The organism is Pseudomonas sp. GL-B-26, from assembly GCF_019947405.1.
In the GTDB taxonomy this organism is placed as follows: Bacteria; Pseudomonadota; Gammaproteobacteria; order Pseudomonadales; family Pseudomonadaceae; genus Aquipseudomonas.
On sequence record NZ_JAGYGJ010000096.1, the window covers coordinates 1 to 2,392 of the forward strand.

Below are 2,392 nucleotides of genomic sequence, written 5' to 3' on the forward strand. Positions count from 1 at the left end.
CGTAAGCGTCCGCCGAAGTCACCTTGCGTGACTCAGGCCGGCACCCACTGATGCGGCAGCAGTTGATCAATCTCACTGGCACGCTGCGTTGGCAGCCGCGTCAGCACATCTTTGAGATAGGCATATGGATCATGCCCATTCATGCGCGCCGACTGGATCAAACTCATGATCGCCGCTGCTCGTTTGCCGCTGCGCAGTGAACCGGCGAACAACCAGTTGGAGCGGCCGAGTGCCCACGGCCGTATCTGGTTTTCCACTGGATTATTATCTATGGGCACAGCACCGTCCTCGATATATCGAGCCAGTGCGCCCCAGCGCTTGAGGCTGTAATCCAGAGCTTTGGCGATAGCCGAGCCTTCGGGCACAAGGTCGCGCTGGGCCAGCATCCAGGTATGCAGTGCGTCGATAAGGGGCGCCGCTTTTTCCTGACGTATTCGCCAGCGATCCTCGTCGGTCATTTCCCGCGCTTGCCGTTCGATTTCATACAACCCGCCAATTGAGTGCAGCGCCTGTTCGGCCAGTTGGCTTTTGTTCGTCGCATGCAGATCGAAGAACTTGCGGCGGGCATGGGCCATGCAGCCGATTTCGGTGATGCCTTGCTGAAAGCTTGCTTTGTAGCCGGCGAAATCATCGCAAACCAGCTTGCCGTTCCATTGCCCAAGGAAGTTGCGTGCATGCTCACCCGCACGGCTCGGGCTGAAGTCGTAAACCACTGCTTTAAGTGCCGAAAACGGCGTTGTGCAGTAGGCCCAGACATAAGCACGATGGGTTTTCTTTTCGCCCGGCGCGAGCATCTGCACTGGGGTTTCGTCTGCGTGAATCACGCCTTGGGCAAGTACCGTTTCACGCAGCGCGTCGACCAAGGGCTGGAGTTGCACGCCGGTTTGGCCGACCCATTGCGCCAGTGTCGAGCGGGCGATAGCCAGGCCGGCGCGGCCAAAGATTTTCTCTTGGCGATACAGGGGTAAATGGTCGGCGAATTTTGCCACCATCACGTGAGCCAGCAGCCCTGCGGTCGGTATGCCTTTGTCGATTACCTGGGCCGGAACCGGTGCCTGAGTCAGCGTTTCACACTCGCGGCAGACCCATTTCCCGCGCACATGCTGCTCCACGGTGAACACGCCCGGCGTGTAATCGAGCTTTTCGCTGACGTCTTCGCCGATCCGCTGGAGCTGGCATCCGCAGGGGCATTGGGTGTTGTCTGGTTCGTGATAAATCACGGTACGCGGAAACTGCGCAGGCAATGGAACACGCCTGGGCTGCTTGCGTGGCTCGGCCGGCGTAGCCGGCGGATTCAACGCCTTCAGCTCGGCTTCAATGGCCGCGATGTCTGTGTCGAGCAGGTCATCGAGCAGGCTGCCTTGAGCAGGGCTTAATTGCTCACTGCGCTTAGCAAACTTGTTACGTTTGAACCAGGCGATTTCGTGGGTGAGTTGCTCGATGATGGTTTGGTCGCGGTCGTTCTTCTTGCCCATCCTGTCGACTTGCTGTCCGAGCGAATCAACCTGGGACAGCAACTGCGCCGCGAAGGCGCGCAGTTGGTCGGGGCTCATCTGATCGAGATTGGGCGAGGAAGTCATGCCCTGGATTTTACCAAAGCAGGTCGTTTGCGGCAGTAGGCCAAGGAGCTAATTACAGCTTTTTAAAGCAGTGTGATTACACCGCCAGCCCCAACACGCTGCCAAGGTAGGCCGAGCACCAACGCTTGAAGTTGCTCGGTATCCAGCTCTATCTCGCAGCCTTGTCGAATGCCGGGCCAGTGAAACTTTCCTTGGTTCAATCGGCGAGCAGCCAGCCAGACTCCAAACCCGTCATGCACCAGCACTTTCATACGAGTGGCGCGGCGGTTGGCAAACAGATAAGCGCAGTGCGGCTTCGCCGCACCGAACACCGCGATCACCCTGGCCAGCGCAGTTTCAGTGCCGGCACGCATGTCCATGGGCTCGGTGGCAAGCCAGATGGCGTCGATGCGAATCATTGCGTGAGTCCACGGACAAAGCGGGCGCAGCCGTCAGGATCGCAAGTTGGCCATTTCACTATGATCGATTGCTCGCCAAGCGACAGCTCAATAATCGCCAATGCTTCCTCCTGCCGTTTGGGCTTGGCTCTCAACGGAACGAAAGCCGGCAACGCCGCTGGCGGCTGATCTCGGTAAAGCGGTAGCCACTTGCGGATCACGTTGGCGTTGATGCCGTGGCTGATGGCGACGCTGGATAGGGTTGCGCCCGGTTGCAGGCATTCCTGAACAACCTGGGCCTTGAAGGGTTTCGGGTAAGAGCTTCGTTGGCGCATGGAAATCCTGACGTTAAGGGCGATCGCGTCCGCTTAGAAATACGCGGACACCATCGCCCTTAATGCTGGAGTTCGGAAGGTGACTTCCCCAGCCGCTTAC

At 58.7% G+C, this 2,392-nt stretch carries 3 protein-coding genes; all 3 read right to left on the reverse strand.

Annotation, left to right across the window (positions count from 1 at the left end; genetic code table 11):
- Window positions 1-32: 32 nt before the first annotated feature.
- The 3 genes from tnpC to tnpA all read right to left on the reverse strand — a co-directional run bounded on the left by tnpC (window position 33) and on the right by tnpA (window position 2,292).
- A complete protein-coding gene (gene tnpC, locus KGB23_RS29990; protein WP_223433692.1) occupies window positions 33-1,580 on the reverse strand; it encodes an IS66 family transposase in 1,548 nt (515 codons plus the stop codon).
- A 62-nt stretch (window positions 1,581-1,642) separates the two neighbouring features.
- Complete coding sequence (tnpB, locus tag KGB23_RS29995; RefSeq protein ID WP_146218524.1) at window positions 1,643-1,978, reverse strand: IS66 family insertion sequence element accessory protein TnpB; 336 nt, start codon at window positions 1,976-1,978, stop codon at window positions 1,643-1,645.
- On the reverse strand, window positions 1,975-2,292 hold the full coding sequence (gene tnpA / locus KGB23_RS30000; RefSeq protein ID WP_223433693.1) for an IS66-like element accessory protein TnpA: 318 nt from the start codon (window positions 2,290-2,292) through the stop codon (window positions 1,975-1,977). Before tnpA ends, tnpB begins: the two co-directional genes overlap by 4 nt.
- Window positions 2,293-2,392: the final 100 nt, after the last annotated feature.

Excerpts from the sequence above, each read along its gene's own strand:
- tnpC (WP_223433692.1), bottom strand. The coding sequence starts at position 1,580 with ATGACTTCCTCGCCCAATCTCGATCAGATGAGCCCCGACCAACTGCGC.
- tnpB (WP_146218524.1), bottom strand. The coding sequence starts at position 1,978 with ATGATTCGCATCGACGCCATCTGGCTTGCCACCGAGCCCATGGACATG.
- tnpA (WP_223433693.1), bottom strand. The coding sequence starts at position 2,292 with ATGCGCCAACGAAGCTCTTACCCGAAACCCTTCAAGGCCCAGGTTGTT.